At 46.8% G+C, this 17,905-nt stretch carries 8 protein-coding genes; 2 read left to right on the top strand and 6 right to left on the bottom strand.

What is annotated here, in order from left to right:
- Positions 1–53: 53 nt before the first annotated feature.
- The gene (locus QUA10_RS04510) at positions 54–314 is read right to left on the bottom strand and encodes a DUF7219 family protein (RefSeq protein WP_006631574.1); all 261 of its coding nucleotides are present in this window, start codon (positions 312–314) and stop codon (positions 54–56) included.
- 289 nt (positions 315–603) lie between these two features.
- Positions 604–771, bottom strand: coding sequence for a metallothionein (locus QUA10_RS04515; protein WP_333081421.1), 168 nt, complete (start codon positions 769–771; stop codon positions 604–606).
- A 146-nt stretch (positions 772–917) separates the two neighbouring features.
- Here QUA10_RS04515 and QUA10_RS04520 point away from each other — a divergent pair, with 146 nt between their 5' ends.
- On the top strand, positions 918–1,325 hold the full coding sequence (locus QUA10_RS04520; RefSeq protein WP_333081430.1) for a metalloregulator ArsR/SmtB family transcription factor: 408 nt from the start codon (positions 918–920) through the stop codon (positions 1,323–1,325).
- Between the two features lie 163 nt (positions 1,326–1,488).
- Here QUA10_RS04520 and QUA10_RS04525 read toward each other — a convergent pair whose 3' ends face one another.
- From QUA10_RS04525 to QUA10_RS04540, 4 genes are all read right to left on the bottom strand, one after another.
- Positions 1,489–1,686 carry a heavy-metal-associated domain-containing protein gene (locus QUA10_RS04525; protein WP_333081422.1) on the bottom strand — a complete coding sequence of 66 codons (198 nt, stop codon included), beginning with the start codon at positions 1,684–1,686 and terminating at the stop codon, positions 1,489–1,491.
- 173 nt (positions 1,687–1,859) lie between these two features.
- Positions 1,860–2,720 (bottom strand): 3-deoxy-7-phosphoheptulonate synthase, encoded by an 861-nt coding sequence (gene aroF, locus QUA10_RS04530; RefSeq protein WP_333081423.1) that lies wholly within the window; start codon positions 2,718–2,720, stop codon positions 1,860–1,862.
- 566 nt (positions 2,721–3,286) lie between these two features.
- Positions 3,287–5,386, bottom strand: a complete 2,100-nt coding sequence (locus QUA10_RS04535) for a phosphodiester glycosidase family protein (RefSeq protein ID WP_333081424.1) — start codon at positions 5,384–5,386, stop codon at positions 3,287–3,289.
- A gap of 165 nt (positions 5,387–5,551) precedes the next feature.
- The gene (locus tag QUA10_RS04540; protein WP_333081425.1) at positions 5,552–11,044 is read right to left on the bottom strand and encodes an AAA family ATPase; all 5,493 of its coding nucleotides are present in this window, start codon (positions 11,042–11,044) and stop codon (positions 5,552–5,554) included.
- A 1,691-nt stretch (positions 11,045–12,735) separates the two neighbouring features.
- Here QUA10_RS04540 and QUA10_RS04545 point away from each other — a divergent pair.
- The gene (locus tag QUA10_RS04545; protein ID WP_333081426.1) at positions 12,736–17,466 is read left to right on the top strand and encodes a glutamate synthase-related protein; all 4,731 of its coding nucleotides are present in this window, start codon (positions 12,736–12,738) and stop codon (positions 17,464–17,466) included.
- Positions 17,467–17,905 lie beyond the last annotated feature (439 nt).

The following is a 17,905-nucleotide window of genomic DNA, read 5'->3' on the forward strand; positions in this document are numbered from 1 at the left end:
GCTCGCAATCGCAGGGGTTTTCGATTGCAAACGCTGCGTTTGCAGCGATGACTTTAAGGTGAATTTTGCTCCTCGGTACTGGGGGGTTTTTGGCCAATTCCCAATTGCTTCTTAGAGGATTTTAAGTCTTTCCAAAGCATCTTAATATCTTTATAGGCTTTCTCAGCGCTAATTTTCCCCCCTGTTTCCAGCGAGCAAATATAAGTTATTTTTTGAGCAAACTCCTGCAAGTTGGCATTAAACGCCAAGTTTTCTGGCGTGAAATCACCGTAGTAGCGATTGCGAGGATGTAAAAAATCTTCCCGCTCTTTCATTGCCCCCTCCTAATTAAACTGTTGGTATTCAACTTTTGGTTCGGTCTCTGCTGTAAATAGCACTATTTGTACTCAGTATCGCGGCGCTAACTTGCTTCTATTGTATTGCGTAAGTAGCAGTTGTGCTTTTTCGCTCTGTATTTAGTCTATTAATGCAGTCTTAACCTTAAGTTAGCTTGATTTTAACTTTTCTTTAACCTAAAAGCAAAAAAAATGGGAAATGCGCGGTTCGCATCTCCCTTAAGATATATTTGGCCGTTGGTGATTAACCTTTTGTGAAGCCGAATATTTATTTGTGGCACTCGCAGCCGGTGTGGCCGCAGCCTTGGCCGTTGGGATGCCCGTCAGCGCAAGCACTGGAACAGTATGTTTTGCCGTCTTTTTCAATGGCTTCGCTGGGGCTGACAACGCACGAGCATGAAGGACAGGCACATTTTGTTTGGGTGGCAGTAGTCATTTTACATTCTCCTGGTGGGGTTGTTTGTCTATACTAATATATGAACATATATTCAGATATAAGTCAAGGGAGTGTAAAAGTTTTGTTACAAAAGCTTTGCCGATCGCACTAAAATGAAAATGAGAATTAAAATTAGCCGGGAAAAGATGTCACCCAACTCTGCTGTTAATGGAGCGATAAGTCAGCCTCACCAAGAAAACGATACACCAATGTGCGATCGACCGCACCTAGTTGACAGTGTACGGGCCGGGGACATCCAAACACAAGTTCTCAACACCGCAAAAGCTCAGCGGATGGCTGAGTTTTTCAGTCTTTTGGGAGATGCGAATCGCCTGCGGCTGCTGTCGGTTTTGGCAAAACAAGAACTGTGCGTGTGTGACTTGGCTGCGGCGTTGAGTATGAGCGAGTCAGCAGTATCGCATCAGTTGCGGGCATTGCGGGCGATGCGGTTGGTAAGTTACCGCAAGGTTGGGAGACAAGTTTTTTATAGTTTACTCGATCGCCACGTTTTTGAACTTTACCAAGCAGTCGCCGAACACTTAGACGAAGAATAATCTTTTGGGGGTTGGGCGTTGGGCAGTGGGCATTGGGCATTGGGCATTGGGCATTGGGCAGTGGGCATTGCTAATCGATTTAAAATTTTGTAGGGGCGGCTTTTACCAATTATTTTGGTTTAAGACCACTAATCTCGTAAACCCGCCCTCACCAAACTCAATATCAATCTTTGACGGTGTGGCCCGTAGCAACAACCGCCTGTGAAATTGACTCTTCAGAAGCTTGAGCTTCAACTGTAACAGTCTTAGCTGCGACATCCACATTGACAGTAGCATCGGAGTCAACAGTTTTGATGGCTTTGGTAATTGTATCAGCGCAGCCAGAGCAGACGATCGAGGGAACGTTAAGTAGTATTGCCATAATTAAGCAAATTTTCGTAGATGACAGTATTATTTTTTATTTTAATCTAAATTCGTGAAACACGCGCTTTCCCCGATTCCGGCAGGGGCTTAAACCCCTGCCTCAAAGCTCAATTCGGTTAAAACCGACTGTAGAGTTTGACGTTAAAAGTTATAGATTATTTCCTACCAATATCACTTCCAACTTAATACCTCTGAAGGCACATTAATCTCCGGTATGCAGCGGCCAACGGCGGCGGCTACAGGGCGCAAACTAACAACTAAATCTACCATATCGGGCAAAGAAAGAGCTTGCCGCGCGTCAGAAACCGATTTTTCCGGTTGCGGGTGACACTCAATAATTAATCCGTCTGCACCGCAAGCAACCGCTGCTTTGGCTAGTGGTGCGACTAATTCTCGCTTGCCGACGGCGTGAGAAGGGTCTACAATCACTGGCAAATGAGTTAACTGTTTCAGCGCTGCGACTGCACCTAAATCTAATACGTTTCGTGTGTAATTGTCGAAGCTGCGGATGCCTCTTTCACAGAGAACTACATGAGGATTTCCGTGACTGAGAATGTATTCGGCGGCCATCACAAATTCTTCGATTGTGGCTGATAAGCCGCGTTTTAGGAGGACTGGTTTTCCGGCTTGACCGATCGCCTTTAGTAACTCGAAGTTTTGCATATTCCGACTGCCTACTTGCAGCATATCAGCATAGGTGACAACTGGCTCGATTTGGGCGATCGACATTACCTCTGTCACCACGGGCAAACCGTAACGCCGGCTGACATCAGCTAAAATTTCCAGTCCCTCAATTCCCATCCCTTGGAAAGCATAGGGAGAAGTGCGGGGTTTGTAGACTCCGCCTCGCAAAGCTTGCACGGATGTGGCGGATAGTTGGCGGGCGACAGTTTCCATTTGTGCGGAACTTTCTACGGTACAGGGGCCACCGATGATTAATAATTCTCTGCCGCCGACTGAGACTGTTTCTGAGAGTTTGACAATTGTTTGGTGTTCGGGATGAGATTTAGTGACGAGTTTGGCTTCTAACATGAGGGTATTTTCCAGGAAAATTAAGTGGGTGGTTGACAACAAAAAACCCGGAACTGTTAGGAGTTCCGGGTTCGTGCGAAAAGACAGCGCGACAATTTACCCAGAACTCTTGTTGGGCCAAAAATAAAAGCTGTAGTACCAGTTACTGAATAATGTCATTGCTGTTTTCGCTTGTGCTCGATTGGTTGTTGGGGAAAGAAGTAGAAAAAACAAAACCGCAGGTGTTAATCTGCGGTTCGCCCAGATGTTCACAGTGAATTACCAATTCACTCCGGGCGAACTTGGCTGCACCAAAAATAAAAATTGCTGTGGGCTGTGAACATAGCTAAAGTGCTGCAATTTGTGGATTAAACACCATACTATTCGAAAAGCTAGCACAGGGAGACTGGGATGTCAAGTTATTTTTGGCAAAAGATTTGTAAATGCCGCGGCGGTTGGAAACCGCGGCTACAAAGACGAAACCTGCCTCCGCAGGTTGGGACATTCACATTTACCAGTCCACGTAGGTGAACTTTGTTTGTGTAGTAGCGGTTTCTAACCGCCGAAAATTGTCGAAAATTAACTACTTATGGTTGAATGAAAATACCGATCGCATTATGAACTCTCGCAGCAGTTGACGGAGGTCGATCGAGCAAACTACCTCCCAAATACAAACTCGTCGAACTTCCCCCATCTAAATTTAAAGCCTCCACAGCACCCATTTGCTGCAATATCTGCGCCAGTTCTGCAAAATTTGGACCCGCCCCGCCCGCACGATTGTGCACCGCTACAATCAGCAAATTCCCCGCAGCATTTCGCCCGATCGCACTTCTAATTGCTGTCTGTCTAACATAGGCATCGCTAAACCCTTCCCCCCTAGCATCCAGTACAACTTGACTGTTTTGTACCAACACCGGCCCGCCGCCGAGAATGTAAGGAAAACGGTTGAAATCAGCAGGAAAACTGTTAGTTTCTAAACGCAATAAAGTGCCGATAGAGAGTTCAGATGCAGGGAAAAAATCCGAACGCAAAGCCAAAATATAACCGTTAGCTGGAATGGGAAAAGTTGTTGTTCCCGGCGCACCTCCGGGGGATTGACTGACAACTCGCTCGTCCGCAACTGTCACAACTATTTCATTGCCAGACAACGGAGTATAAGTTGTTCCCCAATCAGAATTGTAGCGACCGATTCCCGGTTGTACGTAGGCACTATTGAGATGAGAAACAGGCAAAAATTGATTTGCCGGAGTGATCAAAATTTCTTGCAAAGTTAAACGATCAATCACAAATTCTCCCCGATCGTTCCAAGCGATCGCCCCCCGGTTCAATATCGGCCCGGAAATCCATTTATTGTCACGCCGAATTGCCCCTAAAGCTAAGCGATTAATTCGATTGAAAAAACCTGCATTAATCGCCGCCGCCGCACCAGACACTTCTGCTGTTTGCAATAAAGGTGCAGTGCCTTGATCTGTCGGCGGATTGCTGAGAATTGGTCTAATTTTCACACCCGCTTGACGCGGATTAACTTCTAACCAAACTACTGGAAAACGAGCAGTTCCTAAATTCTGATACTGCTGCCGCCACTGGACGCCGGGCGCCCAAACAATGTTTTTTTCTACTAACGAATCTGGCCGAATGTCGATAACTAATCGATGAGGATTTCCCAGGCTGAAAACTTGCGGCCGCCAACCTAAAGGAATCTTCACTTTGACTTTGGTTTGAGCGCCGTCAGGTTCGACTTTTAGTGATAGCAATTGTTTGCTGGTTTGAAAAGTGTCCTGAAGTAACGCCGGATCGACTTTGGCATCGATCGCGATCAACCATTCTTGACCGGCGATCGGCGCAGCGGGCGTTATTTGCAGCGGGAGGGCTGGTTTGGTCGGGTCGTCTGGTGTTTCGAGGTTTGGCGCTGGGCGGAGGTTTGGCAGTGGGATAGCGGGCTTTGTAGGGTCGTCTGGGGGGTTGGGTGTGGGTGTCGGCGACGGGATTGGTTTATTGACAAAGTTAACTTGCCAAGGAGTTGGTCGATCGAGATCTACTACAATGCGATCGCCCGATTCTATTTCTGCTTGCCGAATTCCGGTAACACTTGCAGTTTGAGAAGTAATTTTTAGAATATTCCCATCAGCAGATATCTCCCAACCCGCAAGTCTAGCAAAATCGGTAACATCTAAGTAACGATACGGGCCTGTTGCCCGCGCTGCTAAGCTTTGAGCACCAGTTAAAGATACCGAAAACCACTGCACCGGTTGTTTGGTACTGTCGGCGCTGCTAAGCAAATCCACTCCCGCACTTTGCATCAATCCAACATCAGCAATCCAAGTTCGGAAATTCCCAGAAGTGCTGTTTGCCGGCTGCTGAGTCCAAGCTAGGGGCAGAATGCGGCCGTTTAGAGAAACTTGGCGGCCTTGTCTAATTATCGAAGATGGCGGTACAGATTGAGCCAAAAGCCTATATTCCGACAGGGAATGAATTCCCTGTCTCATAGCTGAAGTTCTCTCAAGAGAACTATCGCTCAATATTTCAGTCGGTTTTAACCGACTTTCGCTACCAGCCAGGGAATTCATTCCCTGGCGGACTCTCGAAGCATCAATCAGCCCACCCATCTCCCCCTGTTGTGCTCTTCCGGGTTGATTCCAGAACAAAGACGGGGCGATAGCCAGTACGGGTAAAATCGAGACTGACAATATTATACGCCAATAAAAAAAATTACGTTTCACAGCTTAAAACTCACAATTTCACTTTTAAACGCATGGGGATGTAGAAACCCGGAATATCCGTATGTTTCTTCTTACTAAATCCGATATTTTTGGCGAGCGCACTAATTGCGCTCAAGCCCTACTATAAAAGGCTCACCCCGGAATAGAAATCACCAACTCCGAACCCTGCCCCAAAGAAGAATTCACGAGTAACGTACCTCCATGTTTTTCCACAACAATTTGATGTGCGATCGACAATCCTAATCCAGTTCCTTGACCCACAGCCTTGGTTGTAAATAAGTGGTTAAAGATGTTTTCCTTGACTTCGGGCGACATCCCCACTCCATTATCTTTAATGCGAATCACAACCTGATTATTGTCTTCGCTCAGAGCTGTTTGAACCGTGATTTGATTAGGTAGGGTTTTAATTTCACTAAAACTCCGGCCCTTATTGGACTCCTCCAGAGCGTCAATAGCATTAGCCAGCACATTCATAAATACCTGGTTTAACTGTCCGGGAAAGCATTTCACTAGGGGCAAGTTACCATACTCTTTCACAACTTCAATGGCAGGGCGGAACTCGCTGGCCTTTAAACGGTGCTTGAGAATTAGCAGAGTGCTTTCGAGTCCGTCGTGAATATTAAAAGAAACTGGTCGATCGCTATCAGCCCTGGAAAACGTTCTCAAACTCGTACTGATATTGCGGATGCGCTCGACTCCCTCCTTCATCGAGCCAATCAATTTGGGCAAATCTTCTCGCAAATACTCCAAGTCCATATCCTCAATTTCGGCTTCAATTTCCCCTCCCGGATTGGGAAATTTTTCTTGATACAAATCAATCAAATTGAATAAATCCCCCACGTATTCTTGAGCCGGTTGCAAGTTGCCGGCGATAAAGCCTACGGGATTGTTAATTTCGTGGGCTACACCTGCAACTAAATTTCCGAGAGCAGACATCTTCTCATTCTGTACCAGTTGCAGTTGCATCTGCTTGAGATTGTTGATAGACTGCTCTAGTTTTTGGGCATCCTCCTGAGATTGTTGATAAAGCTGTTGAGATTGCTGATACAAGCGGGCGTTTTCCAGCGAGATGGCAGCTTGGGAACAGAGGATGTTGAGGAGGGCGACGCGATCACCAGTGAATGCCCCCGTCGTCAGATTATTTTCCAAATACAGAATTGCCATCATTTTGCCTTGATGGATAATCGGAGTACATAGGATGCTCTTAGGTTGGTGCTGCTTGATATAGGGGTCCGCAGTAAATATTAATTCAGTCTTGACATCATCAAAAACTAGGGTTTTATTGCTACGTTTAACGTAATTAATCACAGTCTGGGGAATAGAGTCGCTCTCCTCAATCCCAATAGTTTCTTGCAGAAGACAGCCTTGGCGATCGCTACAGTGGACGGCGATTGTCCAGTTGTCCTCTTCTTTCAAAATTAATACTCCTGTTTGAGCGCCTGCATTCTGAATTGCTACTTCCATAAGGGTAGTGAGCAATTGTTCCAGCTTAATTTCGCTAGACAAAGCTTGATAAGCTTTGATAACTGTTGGTAAATCTATTACTGTGGTACTCGTACTTCCAGCAATTGTTTGGCGATGACTAGAAATTAATGAATTCTCATAGGAAGTAGTACCTTTCTCGAACGAACCAGCATTCTCCTGTTTGAAGATAGGAGCCAGAAGTTGGGGATAGCGTTGCTCTAGAGCGTCGATTTTTGCTTTCGCTCCCCAACGAGCATAAGCATAGTACGCATCTATTAGATATACCTGGCCAAGTTTTTCTTTCCCCCATGCCAGATAGAATTTAGCAGCCAATTCATTCGCCAGAGCTTCTTCGTTGAGATAATCGTTTTCTTTAGCAAGAACAATGGCGCGATCGTAACTCTCCATCGCCTGCACATTTTCACCCAGCACTCGGAACAGTTCGGCTTCCACTAGGTAACATTTGTGCGAGAAATTAATGGGGGCGTGATGTGCCCATTTATGAAGGGTTTCCTGGTTGCTTTTCACTTTTTGCAGATGTTCTTGTTTCTCTTCCGATGAACCCACCTCGGTACAAACTCCCAGCCGTGCTAGAGAGTCATAAAAGTAGAACATCGGCACATTGAGCATACCCGTCACCGCGTCTAAATACTGTTCGGCTTGCCGAGCATTTTCTAAAGCTTGCTCGGTTTCTCCAAACAGGTAACACACAAGCATTTTATGGAAGTACAAATAGTGGAGTCCGTTGCGATCGTTTGCTTGGATGTGAAAGGGGAGCATTGTTTCTTCATTGTAGGCATCTCCCACAAATTGACAGGGATTTTCCGATCGCCCCAGCAGGTTTAATAAAGCCTGATGAACGATTTGGGTATAATTTAACGCTACTTCTTGTTTGAATTGAACTAGCGCATTGCAGTAGGTCGCTACCTCCTCTTCTAGTCCGGCAATTTCCCGACCGATTAAATATGAATATTGAGAGATTTCTTTGGCTGAATATCCTAATTCTAGCTCTCCGGTTTCCAGTCCTCTGGCGTAACCCTCTTTTAAAAGAGGGATGGTTTCTTTAACATGATGTTTCCCATGTATGATGTGAACGCCGACTGTATAATATACTTTAGTCTTGAGGTAATTAGCATTAAATAAATCAACAATATTTAACGCCAATTGCCCAAATTCAAACCCGGTTTCAATGTCTTGAACTACACCGCTTAATACCAATCCATACAAGCCGTAAGCAAAGGCAGATAAGGGGGCATTCCCATAACTAACCGACAAATGAACCATTTCCACAATAACCAGTGGCAGGAGAAGTGGAGCCGTGATATAGGCTGGAGAAACTAAACCTGAGAGAATCCGCAAGGCTGCTTGCTTTTGGAGATTTTCCATTTCTGGCAAATCAATAAACTCCGCGATTTTTTTACCCGCAAAAAGTGACGCGGTTTGTTCTAGTCGCTGCTGAATATCTGCCGGAGTTGGATTTTCTGGGAAGCAGATTCCCAAGAGTTTGAGAACTGCTAACCCCATTTCAACGGCTTGTTTGGGTTTGACTTGCGCCGTACAAGCAGAAAGCTCGATTTCATAAACTTTGACCTTATCCAGCAGCGTTCTGGCATTGTGGAGGACTAAAGCTGCTAATTCCTGCATTTCCTGAAAATCATAGCTCAGGTATGCAGTTTCTGCCGCTAATACGTGCAGTTCGAGGGCTGTTTCATAGTGAGTTTTCCAGCTATCGGGAGCTAGGATTTGCTTGCCAAAACTTAAATATTTGCGTGCTGCAGCATAAGCAGTAGCCGTCTTCGCCTTGCGTCCCGCGATCAAATTCAACTCAGCCAGTTGGTAACGCTCGGTTGGCTCGGTAATTAAATCAACACCATAATTCAACTGGTTAACTATATTAAAAACTTTCTCTTCCCTTTCTGTTGTTGGAGTATTAATCAACAAAAGTTGACCAATATTGAGGTGAGTGGATTGTTTCTGGGATTCGGGAATTAAAACGTAAGCTGCTTGCTGTACGCGATCGTGCAGAAATTTGTAATTACAGGAGTCTGGATTCTGGAACCACGAGTCAGAAGTATCGCTTTCTCCCTCTGAATTCTGATTTCTGAATTCCAACTCCTCTGAAGTGAAAAATTTATAAACTTCAGTTAGTGGGAGAATCAACCCTGCTTGCAAAGCAGGCCACAAGTTGGCTGCTGTATCTGAAGCAGATTTTTCACAAACTACCGCCAGCGTGGCTAAATCGAATTCGTTGCCAATGCAGGCAGCTAACTTTAAAACTTCTTGAGTCTGGGATGGCAACTTTTGCAATTGAAGCGCCATGAACTCTACAACATCATCTGTCAGGGCTAAGGTTCGCACTGTGGCGAGATCGCACTGCCAATACCGCTCGTCAAAATTAAATGTAATTAGCCCATCTTCATGCAAAGATTTGAGGAATTGTGTGCTGAAAAATGGATTGCCTTGGGTTTTTTGATCGACCAGTTCGGTTAAGGGCATAGCCAACGCTCTAGAACAAACTAAAGTATCGGCAATCAAACAATTCAAATTGAAGCAATCGAGGGGCGCGAGGCTAATGGTGTTTATCGTAGCTCCGGTTTGTTGAATGTCGGATAATGTCAGCACTAAAGGGTGTACGGGACTGACTTCGTTATCTCGATACGCTCCAATTAATAAGAGATAGCCCCGATCGCGATCGCTCGTCAGAAGTTTAATCAAGTTCAATGAGGCTGAGTCTGCCCATTGCAAGTCGTCTAAGAAGATGACGAGGGGATGTTCTTTGGTTGTGAAGAGTTGAATGAAGTTATCGAGTAACCGATTGAAGCGATTTTGGGCAGCACTGCCGACGAGTTCTGGTGCGGGTGGTTGCTCGCCGATAATGCGCTCTAGTTCGGGAATTACCTCAACGATTACCTGAGCATTCTCGCCCAATGCTGCCAGGATTTGAGTCTTCCACTGTTCAACTTTAGCATCTGTTTCGCTCAGCAATTGGTTTATTAAATCGCGAAAAGCTTGTACAAAAGCTGAGAATGGTTGGCTGCGTCCAAATTGGTCGAATTTGCCTTTGATGAAGTAGCCTCTAGCTGCGACAATGGGTTTGTGAACTTCGTTGACGACGGCGGTTTTGCCAATGCCTGAGAAGCCAGCCACCAGCATCATTTCGGCGCTTCCTGCACTCACGCGATCGAAGGCTGCTAGTAGAGAGAATACTTCGTTCTCTCTACCATATAATTTTTCGGGAATGATGAAGCGATCGCACAAATCTCGCTGGCCTAGTTTAAAAGAGGCGATTTCTCCAGTTTTTTGCCACTGGTACAAACAATTTTCCAAATCAAACTTGAGTCCGATCGCACTTTGATACCTATCTTCCGCATTCTTCGCCATCAGTTTGCTAACAATTTCAGACAGCACCAAGGGAACGCTTTTGTTAAGGTGATGGAGTGGGATAGGCTGCTTGGCAAGGTGACAGTGTACTAACTCTATCGGATCTTCGCTTTGGAAAGGCAACTGTCTCGTCAGCAGTTCGTAGAATGTAACTCCCAGAGAGTAGAAATCCGTGCGGTAATCAATGCCTCGGTTCATTCGCCCAGTTTGTTCGGGAGATATGTAAGGTAAAGTGCCTTCGAGGAGGTTGGGATTTTGAATTTCTTGAGTTTGGCGAGGCAACAGGGAAGCAATGCTGAAGTCAATCAGCTTAACTTGTTTGCTGACAGGGTTAATTAGAATGTTGGCGGGTTTGAGATCCTTATGGATGATGTGGTGGCGATAAAGTCCGTCAAGCGAGTTGGCAATTTGAATTGCAATGGGAAGAAACTCGTTAATGGGCAAGCCTTCTAGGGGTTCCTTGCTGGCGAACACCAGACTAGCGAGGTAGCTAGTTAAGGAAATTCCCCCAAAGTCTTCCATCACCAGACCATAGTGGTTATGGTAAGTCTCCAGGCTGTATGCCTTGACAGTACCGGGGATCTCTAAGTTTTTAGTAATAACAAACTGATTGCGGAAGTGAACCAGTTCGTGGAAGCGGGGAAAGTCATTTCGCAGCAGTTTTATCACTACGGGCTGCTGATCTGAAGACCGACGGCCACGATAAACTAGAGTTCGATTGCCTGCGTATATTTGCTCGTTAATTTGATATCCTCGAAAAATATTTGTTATGCTAGCCATACCTACCTACTCCTACTGCTTCTGTCTAGCTGAAGCTTTTTAGAGTTACTATCTACTATTTTCGCTCTATCGGCCGTGCTATTGATTAACTATATTTAGTTTAATCTACTTTGTAGCTCAAATTATGAAACCGCCCTTTTAAAACCAGACTTAATATTTTGGTTGTTTTTGCTTGTATACTTGTTTTGAGATAGCCTTGACCTAAAATTCCTTTAGATTTTTGCCTATTGGCTGAGTCATTAACACGCGTTGATACAAGTGTGTGGGGTTAATTCAATCTAACCTATAGCAATCCTAAATCATTCAAATAAATTTGTAGGGGTAGTGCCCCCGTGCCTACCCCTATCTATCGGGGCAACCACGGGGGGATTGCCCCTACAATAATTACGCAAATCATTTAGGATTGCTATATTCCTTACGAAAAAAGTGTGAATTATCAACCGCCATGCTATTTAAACAAGTGTCACTTTATTTTAATTATATCTATCATATAATAGAATTGCCATGATTTATATCACTGGGCTTCGGTCTACCTGTATGCAGAATTGAGTGTAATCACCATCGGCACATTTTACCAGTCTTACGATTGCCGCTAACTAACCTTTCTTTTATAAAAGATAGGCATGAAATATTCCCCATGCCAATCAAATCTGTAAAAACGCTCACGGTTGAGCTAAACAAAATTACCAAGGACAAGCTTGTGAGCGTTAGTCGAGTTGAGTTTGAGATTTGAGATTTACTTCAATGAATCTGGCAGCTTGAACAGTGGTCTAAAATTTTTGCCTCTCCCCGAATCTTGTCAGCAAGCAAGTATCCATTGGGGCGCGTGGTCAAAAAGGCGGCGCAGGCTCTACCAGGTGCTCCTAATGTGTTAGAAATCCTTGAGATATCCTGCATTGATGAGTGATATCCATTCCGGTTGTATCGGAATGATTAAACCGCAGAGGACGCAGAGGATACAGAGAAAGGGAAGAGAGAGATGAATACAGGACGATGCCAACGGATTTGAGATGACAAAACTTTGTGGGTAAAAAAATCTTAATTAGAGGTATGGAAAACTGTCAACCTTTTTCGGCTAGGCCTATTAGCGTGAGTTCTGGACGATCGCTGACAAGACTTGCACGCAAACTCTAAGTCTAATGGGTGAAATTTTATCAAATTTTTGATAAACTTGATGTTCGCGGCTTGAGAGTTGACTTCACAATAAGACAGGTTTCACCAGTTGTGAACCGCGCTGCTACATTGCACCTACCGACTGAGCGGGCAGGTTGCTTTTGTGTCTGCGGGCGCTGACGAAAGCAACTCAACAGCGCAGCAAGCAAAATAACGCTAAAGTTACTATCTACCTGAGTCCGCAAGGCTACCCTTCCGAACTCAGGAAAAACCCACACAAAAAACTAGATCGGCTGCAATGTATCTAGTTGCAGGGCGGCGATCGCCCAAAGAATCACTGCTTTTTAACAGCAGGGTATTCTAGGAGACATCTCTGAGGCGATGCGAGCGAGATAATTTAAAATCTGCAAACAGGGTTTCAGTGCTAGGTACAGGCCGCATCGACGTAAATTTTTAATCAAATCAGCTTCCAATGTGCTGTCTTAAAGTTTACTAGGCTCCCACCGCTCGGCAGCCTTCTCTCTCCGAGCTATAAAAACGCATCAACCACACAATCACGGAAATAACATTCAATCAACATGGGTAACACGATCGATCCAAACAGAAACGTGCATCAGACTGAGCGAGGAACTCCCTATGCCGGCCAAAGCTGGTTAGTGGAAGAAAGAGATGCCTGCGGTGTGGGTTTTATTGCCAACCAAAGCGGCGAAGCTACGCACTCGATTATTGAAAAAGCGCTCCCAGCTTTAACTTGTCTAGAACACCGTGGCGGTTGCAGCGCTGACTCTGATTCCGGCGATGGTGCGGGTTTAATGACCGCGATTCCTTGGGAATTGCTGGATACTTGGTTTGCCGAACAGGGAATTGTGCCTCCGGCGCGGGAAAATTGCGGCGTGGGAATGCTGTTTCTGTCTCAAGATAAATTTCAAGCGACTATAGCGCGGCAGGTGGTTGAGCAAGTTCTGACCGATCGCGGGCTGAAACTTTTGGGATGGCGCAAAGTTCCAATTGTACCATCGGTTTTGGGCGAGCAAGCGCTAGAAAATCAACCTCAAATCGAACAAGTAATTGTCAGTTCACCGCACTTAGCCGGAGACGAACTCGACAAACATCTATTTTTGGCGCGCCGCACGATCGGACACGCGCTGTCCAATCGGCCCAACTTCACCCGCCAAGACTTTTATACTTGCTCTTTCTCTTGCCGCACGATCGTCTATAAAGGCATGGTGCGATCGGCTGTATTGGCAGAATTTTACCCAGACCTGAAAAATCCCGCTTATAAAAGCTCCTTTGCCGTCTATCACCGGCGCTTCAGCACCAACACCATGCCCCGCTGGCACTTAGCCCAGCCCATGCGCTTGCTGGGACACAACGGGGAAATTAACACGCTGTTGGGCAATATTACCTGGATGAAAGCGCGGCAAGCGAATTTAGCTCACCCGAATTGGAGTCAAGCTGATATCGACACGTTCAACCCAATTGTCAACCCCGAAAGCAGCGATTCGGCAAACTTGGACAACGTGATGGAGTTGTTAGTACACTCCGGCCGGACCCCCCTGGAATCCCTGACAATTCTGGTGCCCGAAGCTTACAAAAATCAGCCGGATTTGGCTCCTTATCCAGAAATTGTCGATTTTTACGAATATTACAGCGGCATTCAAGAACCTTGGGACGGCCCCGCACTGCTGGTGTTCAGCGACGGCAAACAAGTAGGTGCTACGCTCGATCGCAACGGTTTGCGGCCGGCCCGCTACTGCATTACTAAAGACGGTTTGGTAATTGTGGCTTCCGAAGCCGGAGTTGTCGATATTCCCGAAGCAGATATTGTCGAAAAAGGCCGTTTGGGGCCAGGACAAATGATTGCAGTTGACCTGCAAACCAAGGAAATTCTCAAAAATTGGCAACTCAAGCAGCGAATTGCTAAGCGGCATCCCTACGGCGAATGGCTGAAACAAAACCGCGAAATCTTGCAGCCGCAGCCTTTTGGCGAAACACCAACCCTCGACCCGCAAACGCTGTTAGCAACCCAAACTGCTTTTGGCTACACAGCAGAAGATTTGGACATGGTGATTGTCGAGATGGCGAGTTCTGGGAAGGAACCGACTTTCTGCATGGGCGACGACGCTCCCTTAGCTGTATTGTCAGAAAAGCCTCAGTTGCTGTACAACTATTTCAAACAGCGGTTCGCTCAAGTGACTAATCCGCCGATCGACCCCCTGCGCGAGGGGATGGTGATGTCGCTGACGATGAATGTGGGCCTGCGGGGCAATTTACTGCAAGCAGTACCAGAAAATGCCAAGCGGCTGAAAATTGATTCCCCCGTACTCAACGACGCTGAACTGTCTTTCTTGAAAGACCAGAAGTCTTTCCTAGCTACCGAATTGTCAACGCTTTACAAAATTGCTGCCGGGCCTGGCGGTTTGAAAACCGCAGTCGAGCAACTTTGTCAAAACGCGGCTCAAGCGGTGCGCGAGGGTTCGAGAATTCTGATTTTGAGCGATCGACTTTTCAAGGAAGAAGGCAATGTATCTTCTGGTGGATTGAGTGCAGAATGCACTTATATTCCGCCGTTCCTGGCAGTTGGTGCAGTTCACCACCACTTAATTGCCGTCGGGCTGCGGATGCAAACTTCCCTAGTTGTCGATACCGCCCAATGTTGGAGCACTCACCACTTCGCTTGTTTGCTCGGTTACGGTGCAGTGGCTGTTTGCCCTTATTTGGCATTGGAAAGCGTGCGCGCCTGGTGGTCTGACAGCAAGACTCAAAACTTGATGCAGCATGGCAAAGTTCCCAATATTACCGTCACACAGGCTCAAGCTAAATATCGCACAGCGGTGGAAAATGGGCTGCTGAAGATTCTCTCGAAAATGGGGATTTCACTACTGGCTAGCTATCAGGGGGCACAAATCTTTGAGGCGATCGGCATTGGCACTGATTTGCTCGATTTGGGATTCAAAGGCACGGTTTCCCGCATCGGCGGTTTGAGTGTGGCGGAACTGGCTAACGAGGTAATGTCTTTCCACAGTCAGGCTTTCCCAGAATTGCACCTCAAAAAGCTGGAAAATTACGGCTTTGTGCAGTACCGCCGGGGTGGTGAATATCACATGAACAGCCCGGAAATGGCGAAGGCTTTGCACAAGGCTGTGACTACTTTTAAGGCTCAGACTAACAGTAATGGCAACGGGGCCGAACCAAAAATGACACCAATTGGTGACAAAAATGGTGAAAGTGCCTACGACCATTACGAGGTTTACAAGCAACAGCTTGAAAACCGCCCGGTAACGGCTTTGCGCGATTTGCTCGACTTTGCGAGCGATCGCCCTCCGATTCCTCTCGAAGAAGTAGAATCTGTAGCAGATATTGTCAAACGCTTCGCCACGGGCGGAATGTCTCTCGGCGCTTTGTCCCCGGAAGCCCACGAAACTCTCGCGATCGCGATGAACCGCATCGGCGGCAAATCCAACTCCGGCGAGGGCGGCGAAGACCCGGTGCGCTACAAAGTGCTAAACGATGTGAGCGCGGCTGGTTTCTCACAAACGCTACCTCACTTGAAAGGTTTGCAGAACGGCGATACAGCTTCTTCATCCATCAAACAAGTAGCTTCGGGACGCTTCGGGGTGACTCCTGAGTACCTGATGAACGCCGAACAAATTGAAATTAAAATCGCACAAGGTGCGAAACCGGGTGAAGGCGGTCAATTGCCGGGGCCGAAAGTGAGCGAGTACATTGCTTATTTGCGCCGATCAAAACCGGGTGTCACGCTGATTTCTCCTCCTCCTCACCACGATATTTATTCGATCGAGGATTTGGCGCAGTTGATTTTTGACTTGCACCAAATCAATCCGAAAGCAGGAGTTTCGGTGAAGTTGGTGTCGGAAGTCGGCATCGGGACTGTAGCGGCTGGTGTCGCCAAGGCAAATGCTGATGTGATTCAAATTTCGGGCCACGATGGCGGCACCGGTGCTTCGCCACTGAGTTCGATTAAGCACGCAGGTTCTCCGTGGGAACTCGGATTGACCGAAGTTCACCGGGTGCTGATGGAAAATAAATTGCGCGATCGAGTTTTGCTGCGCGTTGACGGTGGCTTTAAAAGCGGCTGGGACGTGATTGTAGGCGCTTTGATGGGCGGCGAAGAGTACGGGTTTGGCACGGTGGCAATGATTGCAGAAGGCTGCATTATGGCTCGCGTTTGCCACATGAATAGTTGTCCGGTGGGCGTAACAACTCAACAAGAACACTTGCGGAAACGGTTCCCTGGTACGCCGGAACACGTTGTTAATTTCTTCTATTTCGTAGCACAAGAAGTGCGGAGTTTACTGGCAAAATTGGGTTATAAGTCGATCGCAGATATCATCGGTCGCGCGGATTTGCTGAAAATGCGCGAGGGGGTGCAACTAACTAAAACTCAAGCGATTAATTTGGATTGTTTGACCAAGTTACCGGATACTAAGAGCGATCGATCTTTCTTGATCCATGGCGACGTACACACCAACGGGCCAGTGTTAGACGATGATTTGCTCGCGGATGCTGAGATTCAAAGTGCGATCGCCAATCACGGCACTGTTAGCAAGAATGTAAAATTGGTGAATACCGATCGCACTGTAGGCGCACGTTTGGCAGGTGCGATCGCACAGCAACACGGCAACACCGGCTTTAGCGGTCACATCACCCTCAACTTCACTGGTAGCGCGGGCCAAAGCTTCGGCGCGTTCAATTTGCCGGGGATGACGCTGGTACTGTCAGGCCAAGCCAATGACTACGTTGGTAAGGGGATGCACGGCGGCGAAATTGCGATCGCACCTCCGGCTGGTGCGACTTATGATGCTTCCGAAAATGCGATCGTCGGTAACACTTGTTTGTACGGTGCGACGGGGGGAACTCTGTTGGCTGCGGGTAAAGCTGGCGAACGGTTTGCGGTGCGTAACTCGATGGCGAAAGCAGTCATTGAAGGTGCGGGCGATCACTGCTGCGAGTACATGACTGGTGGCGCGATCGTCGTGTTAGGAAAAGTCGGCCGCAACGTCGGCGCTGGAATGACTGGCGGTTTGGCTTATTTCCTCGATGAAGATGGGAGTTTCCCGGCTCACGTCAACGGGGAGATTGTGAAGATGCAGCGCGTTTGTACGGCCGCTGGGGAGGCGCAATTGAAGGAGTTAATCGAGGCTCAGCGCGATCGAACGGGCAGCAAGAAAGCTGAGAAGATTTTAGCAAATTGGTCGGAATATTTGCCTAAGTTCTGGCAAGTTGTGCCGCCGAGTGAAGCTAATTCGCCCGAGGCTTCGGAACAAAAGATTGCTGTGGAAGTTTAATTTTGCAGTTGGTTAAATAGATAAGGGGCGACGCGAGTTGCCCCTTTTTTGCATCTACCGGACTTACACGGATAGTTCACACAACCTCAAAAAAACTTCTTGCTACCCCCCTTAGCTACGGGGGTAAAAAAAGCCAAGCAACAACGAAAAACCCTCTTGCTCCCCCCCTTAGCAACGGGGGTAAAAAAGCCAAGCAACAACGAAAAACCCTCTTGCTCCCCCCCTTGCTAAGGGGGGGCTGGGGGGGTAAGAAAAGCCAAGCAAGCAACTAATACCACTTCTCCAAAAATATGCTACAATAGCACTTCTAGCAAAAGGACGATTGTATGAAAGTAAATTACCAAGAAAGAATTGAAGACACTGCGACCGAATTAAAAATAATTATGTCACAGCAACGAACTGTAACTAACAGACAAAAAATTCAGGCACTTTATTTGTT

It is taken from the genome of Microcoleus sp. Pol8_D6 (assembly GCF_036700965.1).
GTDB lineage: Bacteria > Cyanobacteriota > Cyanobacteriia > Cyanobacteriales > Microcoleaceae > Microcoleus.